Annotated in this window: 18 protein-coding genes; 10 read left to right on the top strand and 8 right to left on the bottom strand. The window is 66.4% G+C overall.

Annotation, left to right across the window (positions count from 1 at the left end):
- Nucleotides 1-3: 3 nt before the first annotated feature.
- Nucleotides 4-138 (bottom strand): hypothetical protein, encoded by a 135-nt coding sequence (locus tag NBT82_RS20070; RefSeq protein ID WP_256476615.1) that lies wholly within the window; start codon nucleotides 136-138, stop codon nucleotides 4-6.
- Between the two features lie 303 nt (nucleotides 139-441).
- Between NBT82_RS20070 and NBT82_RS14770 the strand changes: the two genes are divergently transcribed.
- The 9 genes from NBT82_RS14770 to NBT82_RS14730 all read left to right on the top strand — a co-directional run bounded on the left by NBT82_RS14770 (nucleotide 442) and on the right by NBT82_RS14730 (nucleotide 9,330).
- Complete coding sequence (locus NBT82_RS14770; protein ID WP_251328870.1) at nucleotides 442-792, top strand: hypothetical protein; 351 nt, start codon at nucleotides 442-444, stop codon at nucleotides 790-792.
- A gap of 30 nt (nucleotides 793-822) precedes the next feature.
- Nucleotides 823-1,899, top strand: a complete 1,077-nt coding sequence (locus NBT82_RS14765; RefSeq protein ID WP_345780693.1) for a polysaccharide deacetylase family protein — start codon at nucleotides 823-825, stop codon at nucleotides 1,897-1,899.
- On the top strand, nucleotides 1,892-2,515 hold the full coding sequence (locus NBT82_RS14760) for a DUF1616 domain-containing protein (protein ID WP_251328868.1): 624 nt from the start codon (nucleotides 1,892-1,894) through the stop codon (nucleotides 2,513-2,515). The genes NBT82_RS14765 and NBT82_RS14760 overlap by 8 nt, the downstream gene beginning before the upstream one ends.
- Nucleotides 2,516-2,522: 7 nt before the next feature.
- On the top strand, nucleotides 2,523-3,464 hold the full coding sequence (locus tag NBT82_RS14755) for a glycosyltransferase family 2 protein (protein ID WP_251328867.1): 942 nt from the start codon (nucleotides 2,523-2,525) through the stop codon (nucleotides 3,462-3,464).
- Nucleotides 3,465-3,467: 3 nt separating this feature from the next.
- Nucleotides 3,468-4,601 (top strand): glycosyltransferase family 4 protein, encoded by a 1,134-nt coding sequence (locus NBT82_RS14750; RefSeq protein WP_251328866.1) that lies wholly within the window; start codon nucleotides 3,468-3,470, stop codon nucleotides 4,599-4,601.
- Nucleotides 4,594-5,628 carry a Gfo/Idh/MocA family protein gene (locus tag NBT82_RS14745; protein ID WP_251328865.1) on the top strand — a complete coding sequence of 345 codons (1,035 nt, stop codon included), beginning with the start codon at nucleotides 4,594-4,596 and terminating at the stop codon, nucleotides 5,626-5,628. Before NBT82_RS14750 ends, NBT82_RS14745 begins: the two co-directional genes overlap by 8 nt.
- A gap of 61 nt (nucleotides 5,629-5,689) precedes the next feature.
- Nucleotides 5,690-6,628, top strand: a complete 939-nt coding sequence (locus tag NBT82_RS14740) for an NAD-dependent epimerase/dehydratase family protein (protein WP_251328864.1) — start codon at nucleotides 5,690-5,692, stop codon at nucleotides 6,626-6,628.
- Nucleotides 6,629-7,043: 415 nt separating this feature from the next.
- A complete protein-coding gene (locus tag NBT82_RS14735) occupies nucleotides 7,044-8,114 on the top strand; it encodes a carbohydrate-binding protein (RefSeq protein ID WP_251328863.1) in 1,071 nt (356 codons plus the stop codon).
- An 826-nt stretch (nucleotides 8,115-8,940) separates the two neighbouring features.
- Nucleotides 8,941-9,330: a hypothetical protein gene (locus NBT82_RS14730; protein ID WP_251328862.1), complete on the top strand. Its 390-nt coding sequence runs from the start codon at nucleotides 8,941-8,943 to the stop codon at nucleotides 9,328-9,330.
- Here the strand turns inward: NBT82_RS14730 and NBT82_RS14725 are convergent.
- The 3 genes from NBT82_RS14725 to NBT82_RS14715 all read right to left on the bottom strand — a co-directional run bounded on the left by NBT82_RS14725 (nucleotide 9,327) and on the right by NBT82_RS14715 (nucleotide 11,647).
- Entirely contained in the window at nucleotides 9,327-10,679 is a 1,353-nt protein-coding gene (locus NBT82_RS14725; RefSeq protein ID WP_251328861.1) for a DUF6895 family protein, read from the bottom strand. The genes NBT82_RS14730 and NBT82_RS14725 overlap by 4 nt on opposite strands.
- A 129-nt stretch (nucleotides 10,680-10,808) precedes the next feature.
- Nucleotides 10,809-11,201 (bottom strand): hypothetical protein, encoded by a 393-nt coding sequence (locus NBT82_RS14720; RefSeq protein WP_251328860.1) that lies wholly within the window; start codon nucleotides 11,199-11,201, stop codon nucleotides 10,809-10,811.
- 113 nt (nucleotides 11,202-11,314) lie between these two features.
- The gene (locus NBT82_RS14715) at nucleotides 11,315-11,647 is read right to left on the bottom strand and encodes a hypothetical protein (RefSeq protein ID WP_251328859.1); all 333 of its coding nucleotides are present in this window, start codon (nucleotides 11,645-11,647) and stop codon (nucleotides 11,315-11,317) included.
- Nucleotides 11,648-11,793: 146 nt separating this feature from the next.
- Between NBT82_RS14715 and NBT82_RS14710 the strand changes: the two genes are divergently transcribed.
- Nucleotides 11,794-12,396: a metal-dependent hydrolase gene (locus NBT82_RS14710; RefSeq protein ID WP_256476610.1), complete on the top strand. Its 603-nt coding sequence runs from the start codon at nucleotides 11,794-11,796 to the stop codon at nucleotides 12,394-12,396.
- A gap of 8 nt (nucleotides 12,397-12,404) precedes the next feature.
- Here the strand turns inward: NBT82_RS14710 and NBT82_RS20065 are convergent, their stop codons facing one another.
- From NBT82_RS20065 to NBT82_RS14695, 4 genes are all read right to left on the bottom strand, one after another.
- Nucleotides 12,405-12,533: a hypothetical protein gene (locus tag NBT82_RS20065; protein ID WP_256476608.1), complete on the bottom strand. Its 129-nt coding sequence runs from the start codon at nucleotides 12,531-12,533 to the stop codon at nucleotides 12,405-12,407.
- Between the two features lie 213 nt (nucleotides 12,534-12,746).
- Entirely contained in the window at nucleotides 12,747-13,871 is a 1,125-nt protein-coding gene (locus NBT82_RS20225; protein WP_345780692.1) for a glycosyltransferase family 2 protein, read from the bottom strand.
- Between the two features lie 982 nt (nucleotides 13,872-14,853).
- Nucleotides 14,854-21,504, bottom strand: a complete 6,651-nt coding sequence (gene polC, locus NBT82_RS14700) for a DNA polymerase II large subunit (protein ID WP_251328856.1) — start codon at nucleotides 21,502-21,504, stop codon at nucleotides 14,854-14,856.
- The gene (locus NBT82_RS14695) at nucleotides 21,501-21,896 is read right to left on the bottom strand and encodes a PCC domain-containing protein (RefSeq protein ID WP_251328855.1); all 396 of its coding nucleotides are present in this window, start codon (nucleotides 21,894-21,896) and stop codon (nucleotides 21,501-21,503) included. Before NBT82_RS14695 ends, polC begins: the two co-directional genes overlap by 4 nt.
- Nucleotides 21,897-21,970 lie beyond the last annotated feature (74 nt).

Below are 21,970 nucleotides of genomic sequence, written 5' to 3'. Positions count from 1 at the left end.
CGCTCACCGGTCGCCCGGCCGCCCCCTCGGTTCGGCTGTCCCGACCGGGGCGGCCGACACCGGCGGCCCACCCTGCCGTCCGCCTCGTTCGCGCCCGTTCGTCTCCACCGTTGCCGTCCCGTGCGTTCCGTTGCTCATCGCTCGTGGCACCCTCCTCGACGGCGACGGCGTCCCGACGGTCCGTCGGTGTCCCCCCGACAAGTCATGTGTCTATCACTCCGGTTGTGAGCGCAGGCTATTATTTTTAATCACCGAGACATGTTGCTCGGGCGGACCGTCTGGACGCCGGTTCCCCGTCGCGGCCAGCGCCCGACACGGCCGTCGACGGCGCGACTCTCGGCCCGTCGGGCCGCGTTCCCGTGGTGGGACCCTCGCCGTCCACGGGGTCGATTCGGTGTCTACGAGGAATGATACTTACGTGTCGCCGTCGAGGGTGGACGTATGTCCCTCGCGCTCACGCACTTCGCCCTGGGTGCTGGGCTGATGCAACTCGTCCTCGCCGTCGTCTCCCCGTCGATCGGATACCGCGAGTCGCTCGTCGTCCTGAGTGGGATCTGGGCGCTCGTTCCGGACCTGCACTACCTCTCGCCGGTGTTCCGGGGGCCGCTCTCGGCGATCAAACACACCGCCCTCGGCAACCTGTTCTGGTTTCACGCGGCCCTCGACGCGGCCCGTCAGGGTGAGGGAACCAGGAGGGCGGCCGCCCTCGCGCTCGGCTTCCTCCTGGTCAGTACGGCCCTGAGCGAGTGGCTCCGGGCGTCACGACGTGACCCCGACGCCGAGACGCGGTGAGTTCGCCGGCGTTCCAGCTACGTGACATTTATGTGCTGGGGGGTCCACCTCTCGTCCGAACGGACGGTCGTCGGCGTCGTCGACCGCCCGGCCGGTGGGGGGCCCGAGAATCACATGGAACCGACGGTCGTCATCAGCGTGGAGATCGAACTGGCGTGGGGGTTGAGTCACCTGCCCGGTCGCGAGGGCATCGACCGACACAGTCGCGGACGCACGGCCGAGACGGCGACGCTCGAACGCCTGCTCTCGCTGTGTGACGACCTCTCCCTGCCGCTCACGTTCGACGTCGTCGGCCACCTGTTGCTGGAGCGCTGTGCCGGTCGCCACGACGGTCCGCACGACGACGTGTTCTTCGGCGCCGATCCGGGGACGGACGCCGAGCGCGATCCGCTGTACTACGCGCCCGATCTGATCCGGCGGATCCTGGACGCCGACACGCCTCACGAGATCGGGTCGCACACCTTCTCACACACCCCCGCTCACGAGGTCGGGACCGACGTCCTCGATTGGGAACTCGACGCTGCCCGCCGGCACCACGCCGACTTCGGCCTGTCGGCGCCGACGAGTTTCGTCCCCCCGATCCACGCGCCGGTCCCCCACGACCTGCTCCGGACCCACGGCTTCGACGCCGTTCGGACGCCCACCGAGTACTGGGCGCCGGTGGCGGAGCCCGACCCCCCCGCGTCGCTCCTGCGGGCACTCCCGTGGCGTCTCCGGCACGCGTATCCCGTCGAGGTGTTGTTCCGCTCGCATCCCGTCCGCGAGCCGACCGTCGTCGACGGCGTCGTCGAACACTACTCCTCGTGGCACGCGTCGCTGACTGCCCCCTACCTGCCGAACGGTCGGACCGTTCCCCACCGTGCTTTTCGGCTGCTTCCGCGGTCGCTCCGGCAGTCGATCCACGAACGGTATCTGCGGTCGGGCGTCGAGCGGGCCGTCGCGCAGCGGTCCTGTGCCCACTTCTGGAGTCACCTGTTCAACCTCTCGAACGACGCGCAGTGGGAGCCGGTCGAATCGGCGTTGCGGACGATCGCTCGACGGCGGGATCGTGGCGACGTCGCCGTCCGAACCATGGACTCGCTCACGGAGCGGATCGCCGATGCCTGAGGACGACCCCTCGGACGCCGACGACGCCGGGGTCGACCGCCTTCGCGCGCTGGTGGCCGCGCTCACGGTCCGGGACGTCGCGACGCTCGTCGTCGCGGCGGCCCTCCTCGTCGGCCTCGCCGGCGTGGTCTACGTCGCCCTGACGCCCCAGCAGGCGACCGATCCCTACACCGAGTTCTACGTCCTCGGGGACGACGGGCGGGCCGCCGACTACCCGACGAATCTGACCGTCGGGGAGCGCGCGACGGTCACCGTCGGCGTCGTGAACCACGAACGGCGCCAGGTCACCTACACGCTCCTCGTCCGGACGGACGACCGGACGCTCGTGACCCGACAACTGGCCGTCGACAGGGACGAGCGCCGCGAGGAGACGGTGTCGTACTCGTTCGATCGCTCCGGCCGTGTCAGGGTGCAGTTCCACCTGTATCGCGGGACCGACGCCGGGTCCGGGGCCGAGCCGTATCGCCGACTTCGGCTGTGGACGAACGTCTCTGCGCCGCCCGCGACGGTCGCGGTGGATCTGGCTCCGTCACCTGTCCGTCGTACTGGTGCGCTGAGCCCTGTCGCCGCTCGTTTCGCCCAACCCCTCAATTATATAGTAGTACAGTCTCATTGATGTGTTGATGGCGTCTCCCGGCACCGTCTCGGTGATAATCCCCACACATTACCGGAACGATCCGTTGCGGGATGCGATCCGCAGTGCCCTCGGCCAGACGTACGACCCCGTCGAGGTGATCGTCGTCGACGACTCCGGGGAGGAACACGCCAGATCCGTCGTCGACGAGTACGAGTCGGTCACGTACGTGCCGTTGAGCCAGTCCCGCGGCGCACAGGGGGCACGGCAGGCCGGCGTCGAGCGGGCAACGGGGGAGTATATCCAGTTTCTGGACGACGACGACCAGCTCCTGGCGTCGAAGCTGAGCCGACAGGTGCCGGTCCTCGCCGTCGACGACGACGACGTCGGCGTCGTCTACTGTGGGCTCCGGTGGGAGGACGGTCCCGTCGTTTTGCCGCGACCCGGGGTTCGGGGAGACGTTCTGGTCGATGCGCTGCGGTTCGACACCTCGTCCTGCATGATGGGGACGATGCTGATCGAGCGGTCGGCGCTCGACCGCGTGGATCTGCTCAAACACGACCACGCGGCCGACGACATCGGCTTCAAGATCGAACTCGCCCGCGTCACCGACTTCGATTACATCAACGACGTGTTGCTCATCAGGGGCGACTCGGCGGGGTCGCTCAGCACCACGCAGGCCGCCGTTGCGGGACGATTCGAGATCATCGACATGTACGACGACCTGTACGCACGGTTTCCGGAGGACGTTCGGCGGGAGGCGCTGGCGGAGGCGTACCTCGTCGCGGGGGAGTTCGCTCTCCAAGACGCCGTCTGGTCGACGTCCGCCATCCGGTCGTTCGTGACCGCGGTGTCGTACTCGCCGGGGTTTTCGCTCCCCTACGCGGGATCGCTGGTCAGTTCGCTGTTCGGTCGACTGGTTTACAAGCTCTCCCGACGACTCTACTCGCGACTGGTCTTGGGATCGAAACGGAAGGGCAAGGGGATGTAATCCGTGGCCTCCTACTCCATCCTCCTCTGTTCGGACTATCTCCCACCGAGCGACGGGGGCGTCGAACACGTCGTGGAAAACCTGGCGCTCCGCCTGTCGGAGCGCGGCCACGACGTGGGGGTGTTCACCCTGGCTGACGACTCGGGCATCGATCTCCGCGACGACCCGGCCGTCACCGTGTTCGAGGCCGACTCGCTCGAACTGACCGACCTCCTGGGGCTGCAATCGAGCGTCGCCCCGGCGGCCATCCCCGAGTTTCGACGGGTGCTTCGCGCCTTCGATCCGGACCTCGTCCACGTCCACAACCGATTTTTCTTCACCAGCATCGTCGGCAAACTCCACCACCTGCTGTCGGGGTATCCGCTGGTGACGACGCTGCATCTCGGGCATATCGACGAGATCGACGGTCTCGGCGGCGTGCTGGCGACGGGCTTCGAACGGACGGTCTCGCGCTGGATCGTCTCGGGCAGCGATCACGTCATCTGCGTCAGCGGGGCAGTCGAGGAGGTGGCGACCGAACTGGGAGCCCCGCGGACTACCGTCGCCCGCAACTCCGTGGACACGTCCCGGTTCCAGCCGACCGAGACCGACGACGGCGTGACCGTCCTCTACGTCGGGCGACTGATCCGGAACAACGGGCCCCAGGATCTGCTGGCTGCCGCCCCCGACGTGCTCGAAACCCACCCCGACGTGCGGATCGAACTGTTCGGCGGCGGTCCCTTGGAGGAGACGCTCCGTCGCCGTGTGGCCGAACTCGATCACTCCGATCGGGTCACCGTCCACGGCTACGTCGACGACATCACGGACGCGTACGCGGTCGGCGACGTGTTCTGCCGGCCGTCGTACTCCGAGGGGCTCCCGCTGACGCTCCTCGAGTCGATGGCGTGTGGGATTCCGCCGGTCGTCACGCCGGTCGCCGGCGTCCCCGAAGTGGTCACGGGCGACCGGACCGGGCGCTTCGTCTCGCCGGGCGATCCGGCGTCGATCGGTTCGGCGCTCGACGACCTCGTCGCGGACCGGGAGCAGCGCGTGGCGATCGGGCGCCGCGCTCGCGAGTACGTTCGGACGCATCACTCGTGGGACCAACGGACGACAAAGGTAATTACAGTGTACGAGAGTGTGATGAACCGTGACTGACACGTATCGCGTGGGCGTGGTCGGCTGTGGGTCGATCGCGACTGAACGACACATTCCTGCCATCGAGGCGAACGATCGGACGACACTTCGGGCAGTGTACGACCACAAGTGGTCGAACGCGGAGACGACGGCCGAAGCGTACGACGTCCCCTACGCGTACGACGACTACGACGCCTTGCTGGACTCCGGCATCGACTTCGCGACCGTCGCGACGCCGCCCTTCGCCCACGCGGATCGGACGACCTCCGCGCTGCGGGCCGGCGTGGACGTGCTCTGTGAGAAACCGATGGCGGTGACGCTCTCGGACGCACAGTCGATGATCGACGCCGCGGACGAGAGCGGTCGCACGCTGGGTATCGTCCACAACTTCCTGTACTCGAACTCGCTACGGAAGGTCGACCGCATGGCTGCGAACGGGAGACTCGGAACGGTGCGATACGTCAAGGGGTTCCAGCTGAGTAGTCCCCGGCGTGACCTCCCGTCGTGGTACACCGACCTTCCCGGGGGGCTGTTCTTCGACGAATCGCCCCACCTCCTGTACCTGATGGAGCGGTTCGTCGGCACTCTCGATCTGGAGTCCTCGACCGCCCAGCGCGCGCCGGCCGACGCACAGAGTTTGAAGTCGGTGACGGCGACGTTCCGGGGCCGCGAGGACAAGGTCGGCCAATTGACGATGCTCTTCGATGCCCCCCTCTCCGAGTGGTTCCTCTTCGTCGTGGGGACGCGACGCCTCGTCGTCGTCGACATCTTCCGGGACATCCTTCTGACCTTCGACCGGGAGGAGTCCCACTCCCCGCTGCAGGTCCTGAAGGTCCTCCTCTCCGGGACCGGACAGGCCGTCGCGGGTGCGCTCTCGTCCGGCCTCGACGTCCTGCGTGGCGACCTCTACTTCGGGTTCGGGGAACTCCTGTCGCGATACACCGCCGCGCTCGACTCCAACGGTGAGCCCCCCGTCACCGGTGCCGACGGCTACCGGATCCTGCGCACGGTTCACGACGTGGTCGAATCCACCGAGGAGACGGACTGACGGCGAACGCCCGCCGCACCGATACCCCAACCTATTTTTTTCGATCCGCTGACGGTATGATATGAGACTCCGAGACCGCGACATCGTCATCACTGGGGGTGCCGGACTCATCGGCTCTCACCTCGCCGGGGCGCTCGTCCCCGAGAACCGCGTCGTCGTCGCCGATGACCTCTCCAAGGGAAGCGAAGCGTACCTGCCGGATGCGGCGGAACTCGTCCGCGCCGACATGACCGACCCGGACGACGTCGCCGACGTCATCACCGCCGACGTCGACGTGGTCTTCCACCTCGCGGCGTACACGGACACGAACTTCGACCGGCCGCGACAGCTGTTCGAGGAGAACGCCGCGATGACGTACAACGTCTTGGAACGGATGGACGCAGTGGGTGTCTCGAAGCTCGCGTTCACGTCGTCCTCGACCGTCTACGGCGAGGCCCCGCGCCCGACCCCCGAGGATTACGCTCCGCTCGAACCGATCTCGGTGTACGGCGCCGCGAAACTCGCCGACGAGGCGCTCCTCTCGACGTACGCACACTCACACGACATGACGGTCTGGTGTTTCCGCTTCGCCAACATCGTCGGCCCCCACCAGCGCGGCACCGTCATCCCGGACTTCATCGAGAAACTCGTCGCGGACCCCGACACCCTGGAGATCCTCGGCGACGGCCGACAGGAGAAGTCGTACCTCCACGTCGAGGAGTGTGTCGACGCCATCCGCCACGTCGTCGAGCACGCGACCGACGACCTGAACATCTACAACCTGGGGACGCGGACGACGACGTCGGTCACCCGCATCGCCGACATCGTCGCCGAGCGGATGGGCCTCGATCCCACCTACGAGTTCACCGGCGGCGACCGCGGCTGGACGGGCGACGTCCCCAAGATGCGCCTGTCGATCGAGAAGCTGTCCGCGCTGGGCTGGGAGCCCGACCGGTCGAGCGACGAGGCGGTGCGCCGGGCGGCCGATCAGTTGGTCGGGGAGATCAGCGAGGAGACCTAGCTCGCGACGGGCACCGGGGGCTCCGCCCCGTCGCCCGTGTGCCGGCGGTCCGCGTTCGGCCACCCGGCGTCCCGCTCCCCGTCCGTCCGAAATCGCAGGATTGAGGAGCCAACGCCGACCTCGAATCCAGTGTCCCTGTCATGCGCTGCGATCCCCCAGACACGTCGAGCAGTCACTCCTCGCCGGCACCGTTCGGCGAGCGCGAGACGAGTCATCCCCGTCTCGACGACGGCGGTGACCGATCGCCATCCGGCCCGGCGAACCCCCGCCGAGCGGCGAGGTTGCGCGGTCGTTCGATTCGACCGTGCGGGAATATCACCCGTAATACTGGGGGCTCAAGGTTCATAAATACGCATCGCCGGGTGAGAGTACAGTGATCCCGAAGTTATCAGAGCTGATTGGAAGTGATCCCGAATTGACTGAAAACGACGGCGAGACGGAGGGCGACGACGCCCCCATCGCCCGCCGGTCGTATCTCAAAGTGGCCGGTCTCTCCGCCGTCGGTCTGGGTGGGTACCTGCGGACCCGGTCCGACGATTCGGAGCCCGAGTCGGACCACGTCGGCTACGGCTACGGTGGCGTGCCACTCGTGGCGGAGACGGAGTCGACGGCGGGCTCGACCGCCGGCATCGCCGAGGCCGTCGACGACGGCGGCACGGGCGCGGCACAAGTCACGGACTCCTCCGGTCAGTCCGCGTACGTGCGGCAGCTTCCCGGACGGGTCCAGGCGCAGGACTTCGACACCGGCGGCGAAGGCGTCTCGTATCACGACACCGACGCGGAGAACCGCTTCGGCGCGTACCGACCGGACTCCGGCGTCGACATCCAGGAGACGCGAGACACGAGCGGCGAGTACAACATCGGCGCGATCGAGGACGGCGAGTGGCTCGAGTACTCCGTCAGGATCCCCGCTGGGACCTACGACATCTCGGCCCGCGTGGCGGCCAAGTCCTCCGGCGAGAAACTGCAGTTCCTCCTCGACGGGACGGAACTCGGCGTCATCCAGGTCCCTGTCACCGGCGATTGGCAGCAGTGGGCGACCACGACCCTGTACGCCGTCTCCGTCGACAGCAGCGGAGAGCACACCCTCCGCATCAAGTCCATCGGCGGCGACTGTAACCTCAACTGGTTCGAAGTGTCCGAGTCCGACGAGGCTACGACGCCGACCCCGACGCCGACGCCCAGCGATACGGCCACCGCCACGGAGACGGCGACACCCACGGAGACGGCGACACCCACGGAGACGGCGACACCGACCGAGACGGCGACGCCAACGCCGACGCCGACAGCCACGGAGACGGCGACGCCAACGCCGACGCCGACAGCCACGGAGACGGCGACGCCAACGCCGACGCCGACACCGACCGAGACGGCGACGCCAACGCCGACCCCAACACCAACCGAGACGGCGACGCCGACGCCAACGCCGACGGCCACGGACGAGTACGGCGTCCAGGGCTACGGCCAGGACGGATTCGGCGGGTAGTCGCGCCCCCCGACGAACGAGTTCCCCGCTTACGCATCGAGCGGACGCTCACGACGCCGACGGCGGTCGCGGCGATACGCGGGAAGCGATAGGATATATGACGTTTCCCCTCCTAGCACCCCGCGTGAATGTACGATCCGATCCATCCTGGGTTCTACCACTTCTGGTCGTCGTCGCTTGTGGGATTGCTGGGGTTAGCGTGGATCTATTCGACGTCGTCGCCGTCGCGATCGACGGCCCCCGGTGGCTATATAAGCTGGATGTCGTCACGGCAGTTCTTATCACTGCTGCTGTTGGCTACGTGGACGCACGTCTTCGCTGACGTCGTCGAACACGGATACGCCCCGCGAACGATCGAGGGGATTACCGGACTGCTCCGGTGGCTCCTGTGACGACGGAACCACGGCGCTCCGCTCGCGTCGGCCGAGTCGGGGCCACCTGCGGGGGTCGTATTACTATTCCAACACGACCGAAAGTGTTTAGAAGAACTAATTTAATATGAAACATATGGTGGGGCTCGGCGACACGAAATACTGTCCGGAGTGTGAGGAGATCACCGAGGTGCTTCGAGACGAGCCGTGGATCGGTTCGCTCTGCAAGCGCTGTCTGTCGATCAACCAGTGACGTTCCTCGCTCCACGCGAGCGGCCGTCGCCCGTCGCTTCGGGTCGACCGACCGCCCGGATCTGTCAATCCTCCGTCCCGTCAGTGTCGAGTCCGCGAGGTGTGGGACGCTCCCCTCACTTCGCTGAGGCGACGGTTCGCGGGGCGACGACCGTGATCTGCCCCCGCCGGTCGTCGTGCCCCGACGCCCGGAGGTGACTCGTATGCCGAATCCCGAGGAGTGGTCCGTCGGCGCGATCCGCACGGACGGCTCCGCCGCCACGATCGAAGCCGGTGGGGGGCTAGCTCCGGCGACAGTCGACCGCGTCGTGTTCCCCGTCGCTCACTCCCCCAACGACGTGGACGTCCGCACGGCGCCGATCCGGCTGGTCGATTCCCGGGAGCGACGAGAGGGGTCGGTGACGTATTATCGTGCCCACGTCGACGGAACGACGCCCGCCGATCGGTACTGGGAAATGTCTCTGAACTGTCTCGTCTCCGACGGGCCGCTCGTCCTCCGACTCACGCACTCCGCCACCGTCGACGTCGCCGATTGGCCCGCCGAAGAGCTGGACGAACGCCTCCCAGTCCGTGGTCGGCGCCACCAAGACTAGTCCTCGACCTCGTCGTCGATCGCATCGAGCGCGTCCGCACAGGCCTCGGTCGTCGTCGCCAGGAACTGCCGGTCGAACTGATCGGCGTCGACGCCCGCACGGCCGAGCACCAGTCGCTCCTCGGGCCAGTAGCCGAAGGAGCCGTCCGCCCGACGCTGCTCCCGGAGGAACGTCACCGCCGCCTCGAAGACCTGCGGATACGCCGCGGCGGCGTCGGTCCCCGCGACGTCCCGGAGGCGCCGGGCGCCCGACTCCAGTTCGTACTTCGCCAGGTGGTCGAGCGCCTCGCCAAGTCCCAACAGCGTCTCCGGGTCGTACGTGCACGTCCGCCACTCGAACGCTTCTCGGAGCGCGGGCCACTCCGCCCGGACACCGAGCGCACAGAAGCCGGCGACCAGGTTGACGTGGTACTGGCTCCCCCAGTCGACGGCACGGTCCCCGAGGTGGGCCAGCGTCTCCGTGTTGGCGTCGCTGATCGTGTCGAGTCGCGGGTCGTCCCCGGAGTGGTCGGGCACGTGGCCGTGTGATTCGGCGACCTCGACGAGCCGCTGCAGACAGACGCCGACGAGATCCGGCGGTAACTGGTGCTGTAACACGCCCGTCAACAACACTTCGAGTAGTGGATCGTAGAGTTCGGCGGCCAGATATCGCAGCGCGAGCCCGACGTGGGCACACCGCACGTCGTAGGGGAGCGGGTCCGTCGCGAAGCCGAACCCCTCCAGCCCGAAGCCGCGGGCGAACATGATGTCGTGGGTCAGCGGATAGACGTCCTCCAGTTCGGCCCGGATCGGGTGGACACCCCCGACGAGGCTGCTCGTCCGGAGGATGGTGTCCCGGTCGTACGGCGGTTCGATCCCACACAGGGTCGCCATGTGCCAGACGTCGAGCAGCGCGTACGGCTGGCGCTCCCGTGCCCAGGCCGCGTCCCCACCGAGGACGTCACCCAGCGCGTCCCGGACGGCTGGGTCGCGGAGTTCGCCGGCCAGGTCGACGTAGATGGGTGGATAGCCGTACACTCGGATCTCCGCCGGATTCCGGCGGATCGCCTCTCGATACGATCGGTCGTGGACCCGTTCGACGACGAGTTCGTGGCCGTCCGTCCGGTCGGCCGACGGTTCGACCGGAAGCTGATCGCCCAGCATGAGGTAGATGGACAGTTCGCTGAAGGCCTTGAGCCGCGTCTGATACTCGTCCTGTCGTTCCCAGCCGTGCGGGTCGAAGAGGTCGGCCCGGTCGTCGATCCAGCGGCCCGCGATTCGTTCCAGTCGTCGGAGCTCGGCCGGGACGTTCGACGGCCCCACACGACCGATCGGACCGAGGTCGTCGTCGGACGTTTCGGACCCCGTCATGTGGTGTGTCGCGGCGGGGGCCGAGCCGTCGCGTCGATCCGGGACGTCGCATCGTCGGTCGGGAGTCGGCTCGACCCCCGCGTGGCTCCGGGAAGCACCCGACGCGTGCGGCCGCCGGTGTCGACGCGCTCAGTTGTCGTAGCCCGCACAGCCGCTCCCGCCACAGATGACGAAGGTCTGGCCGGCGCCCCCAAGCCCGAATCCGCCTTCGTCGACGGCGCGTGTGACGTCGTCGAGAGTCAACTCCGACAGCGGCCTGTCGACGATGTCCTCGGGAATTCCCTCGATGCTCGCACCCTCCGCCTCCGCCAACTCGCCGATGGTAAACTCGCCGAGCGGCCGCCTGGCGAACTCCTCGGGGAGGTTGTCGGGGAAGTGGTCGGGGAGGTCGTCGGTCCGACCCGTGCCCCCGCCGCCGAGTATCGTCGACTCCGACGCGATATTTCGGATCTCGGCCATCCGCTCGCCGATGTTGATCAGTCTACTGATCTCCTCCGGAATCATGTCGCCACTTTGTGACATACACTCGTTGTCTTGTTAATCAATAATCATAATACTTTTAGTGAATCCGACGAGCGGCCGAAATATCGCGTTCGTTGAGGGGTGTGACGACGGTTGCGCTCCGACGCGACGGCTCACGCACGTTCCGAGACGTCGGTCACGTCGAGGTCGTTCCGGAGCGTCAGCAACAGCCACACCGGGACGGTGATGCCAGCCGCCGCCGAAAGGTACCCGAGTTCCGCGAGCGGCAGCCAGGTCGGAGCGACGAGCAACTCCAGAATCGCCAGCCACCCGGCGGCCACGAGCGCGACGGCCATCCAGACGAGGTGGGTTACGTACCTGTTCGACTCCGCCCCGTCGGGGACGCCGCTCGCCTCCTCGAGTTCGTCGAGGAGGATGCGGAACCCCACGAAACTCAGCGGGAGGACGATGCCGACGAACTCGAACAGCGTTGCCGGATCCGTCATACGCACACTGGATTGTCGCCCGTCGAAGGTAAAACGTGATCCTGCGGCCGTTCGGGGTCCGGACGCCGCCCGACTGCCGCGTTCCGCCGACGCCGGGGCCGGTCGGACCGGGACGCTTACTACGCTCCCCCGTCACCGTCTCTCATATGTTGCCATGGGGACATCTAGCGGTGGGTTACCTCGGCTACACCGTCCTGACGCGGGCGCGGACCCGCCGCCCCCCGGCAGGTGTTCCGGTGCTCGTGCTGGCGGTCGCCACGCAGCTTCCCGACCTCGTCGACAAGCCGCTCAACTGGTGGTTCGGCGTCTTCGACGGCCGGGGCATCGGCCACTCGCTGGTTGCCGTGGCCGTGGTCTGTCTGCTCGCCGTTCTGGTCGCGCGCAGATACGATCGGCCCGCGCTGACCGGGGCACTCTCGATCGGACTCTTCTCTCACCTGTGTGCCGACGCGTGGCGACCGCTGGTCGCGGGACGGTTCGAGCGTGCGACGTTTCTCCTCTGGCCCCTGCTGCCGGTGCCGACCTACTCCACGGACAGTCTGGGGGGCCACCTCGGTTCGTGGCTCGCTCACCTTCGGTTGCTGCCCGTCTCCCCGCTGGAGTTCCTGACGAGTGGGTTCGGCGTCCAGCTCGCGCTCTTCTCGGTCGTGTTCGGTGTTTGGGGACTGGACGGGTTCCCGGGTCTCGGGACGACACGGCGACTCCTCACCCGTCGGTCGTCGGATTCGACCGTGGATACCGAGCGCTGAGGCGGTCGTCAGCCACCGATCGGCGAGTCGCCACACTCGACACAGACGTACCGCCCGTCGACGGTCTTCGCGACCGGCGCGTTACACGGGATGCATTTGATGCGTGAGTCCCGCACCTCTCGTGGATACCGACTCATACGACCGTCATTGCCCGAATAGTGATTAGTTATTGGTCTGTTACCGGGTTACAAGCCAACCCTGTCGGCTTCCTCCCACGGCTAAAGCCGTGGGCTTCCGCCTTCCTACCGCTGTGACGCGTCGGCCGGCCGTCTCGACCCCGAACCGCTCCCGGCCGACGCCGCCGGCGCGGATTCCGGAGCACCGGTCGCGACGCGACCGGGCGCTCGCCGCTACGTCTCCGATTCGTCCGCGTCCGTCGAACGCCCGCCGAGGAGACTGAGAAAGAAGGAATGGAACACCGTCTGGGCCCCGAGGACGAGTGCTGTGAACGCCAGCAGGTTCACCGGGACGATCGGGAGGGCGGTGTAGCCACTCTGGACCCACTGGACGACGAGATAGGTCGTGTAGAGGGCGCCGACGGTGAACAGTCCCAGTCCGATCGTCGTTCCGTGCTCCAGTCGGAACCGGCCCAGTACGAACTCCGTCACCGGGTCGCGGGGCGACCGGATCGGCTCCGCGGCGACGGCGCTGAACAGGCCGAGACTCCCGATCTGGTAGCCGAGGATGACGGCGAGGCTGCCGGCGATCATCGTGTGCTGGCCGAAGAACACGCCGCCGACCGGCCGGTTCATGACCGACAGCACCATCATTGCGACGCCGACGATGCCGAGGCCGATGGCCGGGCCGGTGAACAGGTATCCGGGGGCGTTCAACAGCATGAAGCGGACGTGCCGCCAGCCGTCGCGGAAACTGTCGAGGGTCGCTTCGCCTTCCCGCTCGTGATAGACGATGGGAACTTCCTCGATGTTGAGGTCCCGCTCGGCCGCCTGCATGATCATCTCGCTGGCGAACTCCATGCCGTCCGACCGGAGGTCGAGCCGGTCCAGCGCGTCGCGCTCGATCACCCGGAAGCCGCTGTGGGCGTCGCTCACCCCCGCCTCGTAGAACACGTTGAGGAACGCCGTCAGGAGCGGGTTCCCGACGTACTGATGGAGGTTGGGCATCGCACCGGGCTTGATTTCGCCCTCCAGTCGACTCCCCATCACCATGTCCGCGTCCGTCGCCTGCAGGCGCTTGAACAGGGTCGGCAGTTCTTCGAAGTCGTATGTCGTGTCCGCGTCCCCGATGACGATGTACTTGCCGCGTGCCCGATCGAACGCGTAGCGGTACGCGTAGCCGTATCCCGCGCCGTCCGGCGTGACGACGTGGGCGCCCATCTCGGCGGCGAGATCAGGGGTGCGGTCCTCGGAACTGTCACTCACGATGATCTCGCCGGTCAGTCCGAGCATCTCCAGGGCCGATTTCGCCCGTTCGATACACTCTTCGATGCCCTCCTCCTCGTTCATCGTCGGCATGACGAAGGAGACGATCGGATCGGACGAACTCTGCCGAGGAACGAGGAACCCGCTCTCCGTGGCCACCCGCTCGCTCGTTTCGAACCGCTCGACCGACTCGATCCCGCAGTCGTCCGCCGCTGCGGCCAGCGTATCGACGTCGCCGTTCCGGCCGTCGGTCGTGGCGGTGTCGGGGACGACCCCGACGCCGTCGGCCCGGGGGCCGCCGGTCCTCGCCCCCGGCGTGGCCGCCTCGCCGTTCGTCCGGCGATGATCGTCGGACTCTACGGTCGCCGCCGGGTCGAGCGGCCGGACGTCCCTGATCACCGTCGCCCCGACCAGTGCCGCCTCGTCGAGAGCGTCCGTGTGCAGGTGGTAGCTCACCTCCACGTCGTCGTCCGGCGGCACGACCGTTCGGCAGGTCACAGCCTCCGTATCTAGCGTCCAGCGGTCCTCCCGGTCCGTTCCCGGGGGGAGCGCTACGTTGGACGGACCAAGGTCGGACGGGAGCCTGTCGACGATGGACACGTCGACCGGGAAGTCGTGGTCGGACGACACCGTCATCGTGACGTCCAGTTCCCTGACGGTAGACGAACCGTCGTCCGCCGATTGGATGTCCTTCTCGACGCTCACCCCATCCCTGATTACGGTCTGTACGCTCATCCTAACACGCACCGCAGTCCTTCGCCCGTCCCGACGCTGGTGACACGTTCGGGACCCGGTCGTCCGCACTCCCCCCCGCCGGGCCGATCCCGACACAACGCCGTATCGATACTGTCCCTGTTCATCTACTCGTTCCAATCATTCAGACTCTATGATATAGTTAGTAGCACCTTACCGTGGCTTCCCGAACCCTCGACGGGACGGTAATGTGCTATTACGATGCGAAAACTGTGATTGAATGTCCGGTTTTCGTGCGTCTATATGAAACGAACGTCCTGAATTCGGGGAGTCGTTCTGACGCGGGGGGTGTCGGACAGTATCGGAGACGCCGCCCCGCCCGTCACATGAAGTCGTCCAACCGTGACGGCTTGTTCCGGTCGTTCTGGAAGACGCTCTCCAGACTCTTTTCGAGCACCTCCAACCGTTGTTTCGTGTACGGCCGACAGTCGAACTCCTCGGCCACCGTGATGGCGGTGTCCATGTACTTGTTCACCGATCCCTCGTGGACGGTGAGGTTGACCCGCCCGCCACACTCCCGGCAGTCGCCCGAGAGCGGCATCCGTCGGTAGGACTCCCCACAGTCCAGACACCGCGTCTCCTGCCGGGAGAACGCCCGGAGGTTCCCGATCAGGTCCGGCAGAAAGTGGTACTCGATGACGCGTTCGGCAACGTCCGTCTCGTCGACCGCCCGCAGTTTCCGGGCCAGGTTCAACTGGGCGTCCATCTTCTCCATCATCGACCCCAGCGTCTTGTACGCCGAGAGGTCCGGTCCCAGCGCGATGTTCGAGGTGTCGTGGGTGTGGTCGAAACCGTGGTACTCGTCGGCCGTCTCCAGAGACGCCTCGGCGATCTCGACGTCCACCGTCTCGGGGTCGGCCATCTCCCGGGTCGCCTCGTAGAATTCGAGGGGATACTGCCGGACCACGTCCATGTTGTGGGCCTCGTCGTCGATCTCGGTGGGGTCGATCCGCGAGGACATCACGAGGGGGGCGTCCATCGAGTTGTGTGCGTACAGCCAGTTCGCGGTGAAGATGGGTTCGCCGCCGACCTGCAGGTCGTAGAGGTCGCCCTCGTAGTCGACCTCCTCGACGCGCTGTACCCGGAGATACGAGAGGTCGCCGTCGACGAGTGGGCGGAGTTCGTCGAGTCGAGCCTCTGCGATCTCCGGCAGGTCTCGACTGTCCAATTCCGTGACGATCTCTCGAAGTTTCTCTAGGGACACGTTCTCTCGGCGCTTGAGATACTTCGGAATCGTCCGCTTGATTCCCTCGATCTCCATCCCGCGGAGCGCCATCAGGGCGTCCGGAATCGACACGACGAGGCTCTTCGAGCGATAAGGCTCGTCACCGTCCAGAACTCTGTGTAGCGGGTTGTCGCTCGCTCCACCGGACACCGTCACGGTGTAGATGTCTTGCCTGTTTCCGTCGCGCTCCGTCTTGACCGAGACGTTGGCTACCAGCCCGAGTCGGTGGAGCAGGAACACGATGCCGTCCTTGACGTCCTCGCTGGTCGTGTGGAACCCGACCGTGGTGACGTTGTCGTCGGTCGAGTCGCTCCCGTCGCCCGCAATGAATCCCCGAATGAACGCGATGACGATTTCACGCGGTGCCCGGAGGATGGGTTCGGGGATCACTTTCTCGCTGGAGTCGTACGACTCCGCGTCGACGAATCCAAGCTCGTGGAGTACGTCCTCGAAGACCGCCGGGAACCGGATTTCGTACGTTCGGTTCGACCACCTGATGGAGGGCTCGTGACCGAGCGCCGACTCGGCACGTGAGCGCGCACGCTCGACGATCCCTTCGTCGCTGTTGTGGATCGCCGGATAGGTGCTCGACAGCGTCCCCTCCGCGACGAACAGGCCGAGGAGCCAGGCGAACTCCTCGTCGATGTCGATCTCGGGGGCGATCCCCGTCTCGGAGCCGGACCGCCCCACCGTTACGTCGGCCGGCACCCCCTCGAATCCGCCCGCGCCCAAGATGTGTTCGAACCGTTCGTACCCGATCTTGCGCTTGGCGAGACGGTACGACAGCCCCCGCATGAACTCGTCGTGCGCATCGCTTCCGTGATCGGTCGACTCCCAGACGGTCCGGAGTAGGTCCTCGACGTGGTCGTCGATGAAGACGTACGGATCGTCGACGACCTCGGCGACGTCGACCGTCGTTTCGACCGGATCGACGTCGAGCTGTCGCGGTGCCAGCACGAGGTCACCTTCCTCCAGATCCTCGCCGGCGACCTCCTCGATCCCGTCGTCGTAGCGAAACAGGCTGTGATCCGCAGTGATGTCCAGCGACCGGCCGAACTGCGTCTCGACGCGGAGCAGCGTCTCGTCCTCGTCGGCCGGATATCGGATCGCCTTCTCGATCGGCGCGAGCGACGCCCGGTGATCGTCGTCGAAGACGTACGTCTGCCATCCTTCGTCGACGCACGGCTTCTTCCGGAACTTCCCGTCGCGTACGACTCCGGCGTCGAGTTCGTCCCAGAAGGACTCGACGGTCAGGAAGCGGACCTCGCCCTCGGGCGAGACGGCGACGAGCCGCGAATCGGCGGCGACGCTCCCGCCACGCTGGTCCGGCAGGAACTCCCGACTGAAGTTGAGCAGGCCGTCCATGAGGAGCATGACGCAATCTTCGTCTCCATCACATTGTTTATTTGACAGATCGTTCGTGATCAGGGAGTGAGTATCTGCGACGGTGAGACAGTATACCGAATCGACTTTACCGGTGCCGATATTCGTGGATTCAACGGGATCTAACAGAAACTCATCATTTCCACCGTCGAAACAGCGGGCATAGCCCTCCTTATTATTACGTTCATCGACATTTTGACGAAGCGTTTCGGCTTTCCGAGAGAGGTGAAATCCGACTTGCTTCGAAAATCGAAGGCTGCGTTCACCGGCAAGGTGAACGACGTATGCCGGTTTCGACATAGACATGTCTTCAGCGCCGTAGTGCTCCGGAAACTGGTCTTGGAGCAAGGTCGGCTCAACGTGCCTGATCCGTGCTTCAATACCGAAACGGGTCAGAAGTGCGACGAGATCCTCTTTGAGTTCGCTGCTTACTGTCCACGCAGAAACCGTCGTTCCCGTCGAGTCGATCGATCCATCGCCGCTAAAGTATCCGCGGAGATACGCTGCGACGATTCGATTCGGCGAGTCGAATAGTGGCTGTGGGACGCGCTTGGTTTCTGCGTATACACCGGCGTCCAGGATTGTATCGAAGAACGCACGGGGTAGTCGTCCCGAAACGGTCACCTTCGCCTCGTTTTCACGATACGGTTCGACGCCGAACTCCGACCGCAACGTCTCCATGTAGAACTCTCGGGCTTCGGATTCGGTACCACAGATCGTCGTCTGATGGATCGTCCCTTTAGATGTCTCTTGTGTACGAGCGAATCCTTCCGCAGCGTAGTATCCCAAGAGCGTCGCAACCCGTTCGTTCAGTTCGACGAAGCGATTCATCTGGGTTCGATCTCGCTTGACACCGAGTTTCACATTGTCCGGGACGGCCGATAGGAGCGCGTCGGTAGACTCGAACAGTCGATCGAACAGTTGAACAGGGATGCTCTCCCGATAGACGTAGTTACTCAGTGCCTTTTTCGATAATCCGAGGTACTCGGCAGTACTTTTCAGTGGATAAAACGTCCCTTCCCACCTATCGCTCAGTGACTTGGTGAATAGATCGTAGAGCTCATCCTTCGCTATTCCTCTGATAGTCAGGCTGTCAGCATCGATGATGTCTCTCCGTAGTAATTCCGCAAGCAGATCGATACGGTGTGGCTCGTCTGCTGGTGCCACAGTGTCGAGATGTGTGGGTTTGATTAGCTGGTCATCGTCCACTATTTTCGACGCTCGTTTCGATTCGATCTCCCCTCCGTCGAACACCTGCACTTCGTGATCCGGGGTAACCGTCACCTCCCGCCCACTCCGCGTCTCGATTTCGACCAGATGATCCGGCGCCCGGTGTTTCGACACCGCTTCGACCGGTTTCAGCACCTGGACACCGTCGTCGTCGATGCTCGGAACGTGTACGTCGCCGTCGAGTTCCTGCACGAGCGTGCCGAAGTCGTCCGTCTCCGGATTCGTCAACCGTTCCTCGACCAGCCGATCGATCCGCTGGTGGTGCCACGCGCCGTCTTCGTCCCGGTACCACACCTTCGTCTCGGGGTGGAAGCAGTTGCGCCGCTTCGCCGCGTGGAAGTACGGGTGTGCGTATCCGACCGCCGCCGACGTGAAGCCGACCACCCGCCCGACGACCGCCGCGGAGGTATGTGGTGCCATCCCGAAGACGAGTTCGCCGACCAGTTCCGACCGCTCCTCGACCTCGTAGAACGCGGGCAGGTCGTACAGCTCCGTCAACAGGTCGTCGACGAAATCGGCCGTCTGCAGGAGATGCTGGGCGGCGCCGTCCGAGAGCACGATGTCCTGTACCTTGAGTTCGACCAACTGGTCGTCGAACCGGAGCGGGTCGCCGTCGACGTCCTCCTCGTAGCCGAGTTCGCGGAAGTCCTCGGCCGTGACGTCGAGTTCCTCCGGACGCACCGCCGTCACTGGCAGGTCCGTCATGTCGTAGCGGACGGTGCCGTCCTTGAACGCGCTGACGTCGTGTTTGGCGCGCAACACGCCCTTCTCCATCGGTTCGGGCGTCTTGTTCGCGGAGGTGAGCCCCTTGACGCCTTTGAGGATGTCGAAGGCCGCTTCCCGCTCGCCGACCGTCTCCAGCGCCTCGCGGTAGCGTTCGCCCACGTCCACGTCCCGTCGTTCGACGCTGGTCACGTCCCGGTCGCAGCGCTCGCAGTGAACCCGCCCCGACTCGTCCGGTTCGATCCGCCGGTCGCAGGAGTCACACTCGTAGACGGGATCGGTGTGTGCGCCACAGTCCGGACACTGCGTGCGGTGGGTATCGGTCCCGCAGTCCGGACAGCCACGTCGCCCCACTTGGACGCTCACGACGCCTTTCCCCTCGTCGGTCCGGGCGCCAGCGGCGGCGCCCACGTCGCGCTGGCTCCCGCCGGCCTCGCCGATCGGAGAGAGTGTGTGGACGGCCGGCGAGAGGTCGCGCCGCTCCGATTTCTCCGGGCGTCCCATCCGGTTGCCGATGCGGGTCGGCGCCCGCTCCCGAACCGCGAACGGCGCCACCTCGCCGACCGCGCGGATGGCGTTGTCGCCGTCGTCGTACTCCCGGGCCGCCGTCGAGAGGTCTCCGCTCGTCCACGTCCGGTCGAGATCGGCCGTCAGACCCAGCGACCGGACGAGCGGCCGCCAGTCCGGAATCCGGATCCCCGCGTCGGTCGCGACGTGTTCGACCAGGAGGGTTTCGAGGGTGCGGCGGAGCCCTTCGGTCCGCTCGATCACGAGGACGTCCCCTCGGCCGTCGTCCGCCGAGCGGACGATCCCCCGTCCGCCGTCGCTCTCGACGGTTCGCGTCTCGCCGCTCGCGACCGCCGCGGCGAGCGTCTCGACCGCGTCGACGCTCACGTCGTGCCACAGGTAGGTGTACGCCGGGTGGAGCGGGCAGTCGTACTCGGTGGCCCACGCGAGGGCCTCCTCGGCACTCGGCTCCGCGAGGTCGACGCGGGGGTCGTCGCGCAACGCCTGCACGTCCGCCCCGCTCTCCTCGAACTCCTGAATCCACCACTCGAACGTGTAGGCGGCCGGCGCGAGCGGGTGGTTGTTCTCGACGAACTCGCCGTAGTTGACGAGGTACTCGCCCAGATCGAGGATCTCCTCTACTCCGTTGCGGATCTCCAGTGCCTCCGCCGGATCGTCGATGCGGCGCACCTCGCCGTTCGCAAGCCGCACCGTCGGTCCCTCGATGGTGTCGACCGGGACGACCCCGGCGGCCTTCCCCGGGCGCTCCGTCTTGATCTGTGTCCCCGTCGCGAGGAAGTCGTCGACGAGGTGCATCGTCGCCGGGTGGACGCCGGCGGTGGCGAAGCCGTGGTTCCGGGCGCGGCCGTAGCGGAGACGAAAACCCCCCGACTCCGATGGGTGGCCGAACACCGGCCGCCCCGCGATCAGGTCCCGAAGGTACTTTTCGGAGGAGTCGACCCGTGGCGGTCCCGCCGCCCCGTCGGCGTCGTCGGCCGCGTCCGTGTCGGCGTCGCCGTCGGCGTCGTCCTCGGCACCCTCGCCGTCGTCGCTCCCCTCGTCGTTCCCGACGGTGCCGTCGATGAGGTCCTGCAGCCACGGCCACGCGACCTCGTCGAGGTCGCGGGTGTACCGCTGGATCTTCGGCGCCTTCAGCGCGATCCCCTCCGCGAGGACGAGACACATCCCGCCGCGGGCGGCGTTGGTGTCGACCCGTTCTAAGTCCCTGAACCCCGACACCTCCTCGTCGCCCGTCGCCTCCCCGTCCAGCATGATCGGCATGTGCTCGGCGATGAACTTCGTCTCCTTGTCCTTGGGCGTGTACTGCAGTCCCGTCTCGGTGTCGTAGAGGCCGACCTCCTCGGCGTAGCGCTCGATCTCGTCGTCGCGGGCTTTGAACTCGTCGATGCCCAGCAGCGAGCGTGCGTAGTCCGCGACCAGCACCGAGAGCGCCTGTGCGGTCCCGCCGGCCGAACGGATCGGCCCCGCGTAGTAGACGTTGACGAAGCGGCTGCCGTCGTCGTTGTCGAGTACCTCGACGCGGTCGATCCCCTCGATCGGCGCCGCCACGACTCCCTCGGTCAGGAGCGCCACGGCCGTCCGGACCGCGCCCTCGATCTTGCCGGCGTCGGTGTCGTAGTCCCCGACCGTCCCCTCGACGAAGTCGGTGACGAGCGCCAGCGCCGCCTCCTCGCGGCTCATCTGCCCGTCGAGTTCGCGGACCCGCGCCGCGACCCCCTCGATGCCCAGGATGTTCTCCACCCGGTCGGCCATGTCCCGGGCGATCGGGATCTCGACTTCCGGCCGGGGGTCGACGCCGCGGGACTTGGCCCGTTCGGCCCGGTCGAACGCCTCGTCGAGGCGTCGTTCCATCCGCTCGAAGTAGCGCTCGTCGTCCGGCGTCACGGCCCTCTCCGTCGGTCGAACGGGTCCTCGAAGCCCCGGAGATGCACCTGCCCCTCGACGGCCACGGCGGCGTTGAGATAGCCGCCGACCGCCTGCCCGCTCGGTCGCGTGAGGACCGCGTAGGGGCGGGCGTCCGGCTTCCCGTCGGTCACCGACACCTCGCCCATGCAGGCGGCGACCGAGAGCGGTTCGTCGAACTGTACCGCGCGGTGTTCCTCGGCGTCCGGATCGTAGTGCCACACGTCGGCGTCACGGACCGTACCTACCCCGGTGAACCACGCCGCGGCGACGGCCGCCTCGGCCGTGGCGGCCTCGATCGCTTCTCGCCAGTCGTCGCCCGCCTCGATGGCGACGCGGTACTCCGCGCTCACGGCGAGTTCACGAGCGTCCATAGACGCGAGACGGACCGCCCCCGATTAAACCTTACTCGGTCGCCGTCGGGGACTCGACGGACGGCGCTACCGCT

Origin of the sequence: Haloplanus sp. HW8-1 (assembly GCF_023703795.1) — an archaeon.
GTDB classification, from domain to species: Archaea; Halobacteriota; Halobacteria; order Halobacteriales; family Haloferacaceae; genus Haloplanus; species Haloplanus pelagicus.
The sequence above is the reverse complement of the archived record's forward strand: the minus strand, read 5'-3'. Positions and strand labels throughout refer to the sequence as shown.